The organism is Chamaesiphon sp. OTE_20_metabat_361, from assembly GCF_031364565.1.
In genome coordinates this window covers 1-3,193 of the sequence record NZ_JANLWO010000384.1, presented here as the reverse complement: position 1 = coordinate 3,193, position 3,193 = coordinate 1, and the positions used below count along the sequence as shown (strand labels likewise).

Here is a 3,193-nt window from a genome sequence, read left to right as displayed (position 1 = left end):
GGCGATCTTGGTTATGTTGCTTCGATCGACGATAAAAGTCACACTGGGGCGGCTTGGCTGCGATTGTGGCTGGGGGAAGAGAAAGGGTTTGGTTATGTCAACGATGAGATTCCAGAGTTGGCAATTGCTGTTTTGCCAGATTATCGCGGACAAGGCATTGGAACTAAATTATTGAGGCACATTTTAGGCACAGCCAAGATAAATTATCCAGCGGTAAGTCTGAGTGTTCAAGCGAATAATCCAGTTGTGCGGCTGTATGAGCGGACAGGATTTATGAAGGTTCCAGGGAGCGAAGTTGTGAATCGAGCGGGTGAAGTGTCGTTCAATATAGTGTATGAGTTTGTACGATCCTAGTACCTGCCATCCAGATAACAATCCGAATACACATCAATCGATCGAAATTAGCTGTAATTTAGCGATCGACCGAACCCATAATGATATCGATACTACCGAGAATCACCACAATATCGGCGACTTTGACTCCTTTGAGTAAATGGGGGAGAATTTGGAGATTATTAAAATCGGCAGAGCGAATTTTCCACCGCCAGGGGAAGATATTATCGTCACCGATGATGAATATCCCCATCTCTCCTTTACCAGTCTCCACGCGCACGTAATGTTCGCCTGCGGGAATTTTAAATGTCGGGGCGATCTTTTTACTAATGTATTGGTAGTCGAAACCATCCCATTCAGATTTAGCTCCCGCATCTAGACGGTTAGCCTCCAGACTTTCGTAAGCACCGCCAGGAATCTGAGCGATCGCTTGGCGGAGAATTTTCACCGACTCCCGCATTTCGCCCATTCTGACTCGATACCGCGCCAGACAATCGCCCGCTGTCTCATACTGGACATCCCAATCAAACTCATCGTATCGCTCGTAGCGATCGACTTTTCGCAAATCCCATTTCACACCAGAAGCACGTAACATCGGCCCCGACAGTCCCCAATTAATCGCCATATCCCGACTAATGGTTCCCACCCCTTCCACCCGACGGCAAAAGATCGGATTATCCGTAATTAAACGCTCGTATTCATCAACTTTCGGCGCGAAATAATTGCAGAAATCCGCACATTTATCCAGCCACCCGTAGGGTAAATCTACCGCCACCCCACCGACTCGAAAATAGTTATTATTCACCATCCGGTAGCCCGTCGCCGCTTCCCACAGATCGTAAATCATCTCCCGTTCGCGAAACACATAAAACAATGGCGTACCCGCGCCCAAATCCAACATAAATGGCCCCAACCACAGCAGATGATTGGCAATTCGGTTGAGTTCTAGCATAATCATCCGAATATAACTAGCCCGTTTGGGAATGGCAATATTTGCCAACTTTTCTACGGCATTAACAGTTACGGCTTCATTAAACATCCCAGCGGCATAATCCCAACGGCTGACGTAGGGGACATACATTAAAGTAGTGCGATTTTCGGCAATCTTTTCCATCCCCCGATGCAGGTACCCAATGACGGGTTCGCAATCGACGACATCTTCCCCATCCAGCGTCACGATAATCCGAAAACAACCGTGCATGGAGGGATGATGCGGCCCCATATTGAGTACCATCGGCTCTGTCTTGGTTTCGAGCTGTGCCACGATCGCGACCTCCTGTTGCTACAAATACGATCTGTATCTCTAGCTATCAGTATTTAGCAAATGCTCGGTCGATGTCTTGTAGATTCATCCGATTTTTGGATATTCTATCGATCGAATTGTGGCTGTCGATCGTCGCTAGCGGGGTTGGGCAGGTTTGTTTGAGGTTATCGGTGCGAACGGAAATATACAGCATAAACCTGCCCCTACAGATTGTCATGTAATTAAAAATATTCGATCGATAATATCAACAAATTTGGCTGACAAAAGCTTTGGGCGTAATGCCTTCCAACCGTTTGAAATGGCGATGAAAATGACTCTGATCCACAAATCCAACGATCTTCGCAACTCCAGCAATACTCAATCCGCCTTGGCGTAATAATTTTTTCCCTCGATCGATCCGACATCTCAAAATATACTGATGGGGCGAAAATCCGATCGATTGTTTGAAGCGTTGGGAAAAGTAGTGTGGACTCAGTTGGACTAATTGAGCCAGTTCATGCAAACTGAGATCGCGACTGAGATAAGTATCGATATAGTCTACGACTCGTTCTAGTTGTGCTGGAGCTAATCCACTGTGATAGGTAGGAAGTGCATAATTCTGGACGGAATAATGCTGTAACAGGTGCATTGTCAGCGCATCGAGCATCGATTCTGCATAAAGGCGGCTCAAACAGCCAGGATGTTCGAGTGCGTGTTTGAGCGAGATCCCGATCCGATCGATCGTCGGATCGCTAGTCGCAAAGTGAGGAATCAATTCTAAGGAATCACGCTCTAGAGTTAAATTGAGCGTATCGAGGATGACTTGCGGCTCTAAGCCGACGACAATTGCGCCACCACCGCGATTCCACTCGGCATAATGCCAAGTATCTGCTGGAATGACAACCGTATCCCCGCGCCTGACTATTTCGCGGCGCAATTTACCATCGATCCAGCGTTCGGCGGTAACTGGGGCGGGTAAATCGATAAAAATGCCCAAGCCGTGCTGTTTGGATAAAATATTTGGTGTCGTTCCGGGTGGAAAATAGTCGTAAGCAACGAGCAGATCGTCTAATTGGCTAGAGATACTACTAATCAATGGAGATCGGTCAAAGATTTGCTGGTAGCCAGCTTCCCCTGATGCTTTAAAATCTACAATCGTTGATGGTCGATCGGACATAAATTCCGCACTCCGCATTTCAACTTTTAAGGAGTAAACTATGATAACCACTCAAGCTCAAATCATCGAACTAGAAGAGCGGCTCAGACAAGCAATGCTGGGTTCTGATGTCGTCGAATTAGATGCCTTAATTGCGCCCGAACTGCTGTTTACAAATCATCTAGGGCAACTTGTTAGCAAACAGGAAGATCTTGATGCTCACCGCTCTGGACAATTTAAGTTTACCGAACTTACACCATCAGAGCGACAGATTCAACTGAATAACGGGTTCACCGTTGTTTCTGTTTTAATGCACATAGTCGGCAGTTATGTAGACTTAATGAACGGACGATTAGAGCTCAGAAGCGAATTGGAAAAGGGAACAACTATTAATATCACTTTTCCTCAACAAAAATAAAATATGGACAAGAAAATATTATTAATCGAAGACAATGTAGATG

Annotated in this window: 5 protein-coding genes; 2 read left to right on the top strand and 3 right to left on the bottom strand. The window is 46.1% G+C overall.

Annotated elements, in window-relative coordinates; translation table 11 throughout:
• Positions 1–354, top strand: a 354-nt coding sequence (locus RMO35_RS11280) for a GNAT family N-acetyltransferase (protein WP_309741280.1), incomplete at its 5' end; no start/stop codon positions are given.
• Positions 355–412: 58 nt separating this feature from the next.
• On the opposite strand, the gene RMO35_RS11275 is transcribed toward RMO35_RS11280, so the two are convergent.
• The 3 genes from RMO35_RS11275 to RMO35_RS11265 are packed head-to-tail and all read right to left on the bottom strand — an operon-like array spanning position 413 to position 2,804.
• Positions 413–1,597, bottom strand: a complete 1,185-nt coding sequence (locus RMO35_RS11275) for an NAD(P)H-quinone oxidoreductase subunit H (RefSeq protein ID WP_309741279.1) — start codon at positions 1,595–1,597, stop codon at positions 413–415.
• Positions 1,598–1,643: 46 nt separating this feature from the next.
• Positions 1,644–1,814, bottom strand: coding sequence for a hypothetical protein (locus RMO35_RS11270; RefSeq protein WP_309741276.1), 171 nt, complete (start codon positions 1,812–1,814; stop codon positions 1,644–1,646).
• Between the two features lie 27 nt (positions 1,815–1,841).
• Positions 1,842–2,804, bottom strand: a complete 963-nt coding sequence (locus RMO35_RS11265; RefSeq protein WP_309741274.1) for an AraC family transcriptional regulator — start codon at positions 2,802–2,804, stop codon at positions 1,842–1,844.
• On the opposite strand from RMO35_RS11265, the gene RMO35_RS11260 reads away from it, so the two are divergent.
• Positions 2,794–3,150: a DUF4440 domain-containing protein gene (locus RMO35_RS11260; RefSeq protein ID WP_309741273.1), complete on the top strand. Its 357-nt coding sequence runs from the start codon at positions 2,794–2,796 to the stop codon at positions 3,148–3,150. The two genes, RMO35_RS11265 and RMO35_RS11260, sit on opposite strands and share 11 nt — an antisense overlap.
• Positions 3,151–3,193: the final 43 nt, after the last annotated feature.

What these genes read in the sequence shown, in the direction of transcription:
- RMO35_RS11270 (WP_309741276.1), bottom strand. Translation starts at nt 1,814, where the DNA reads ATGACAATCTGTAGGGGCAGGTTTATGCTGTATATTTCCGTTCGCACC.
- RMO35_RS11260 (WP_309741273.1), top strand. Translation starts at nt 2,794, where the DNA reads ATGATAACCACTCAAGCTCAAATCATCGAACTAGAAGAGCGGCTCAGA.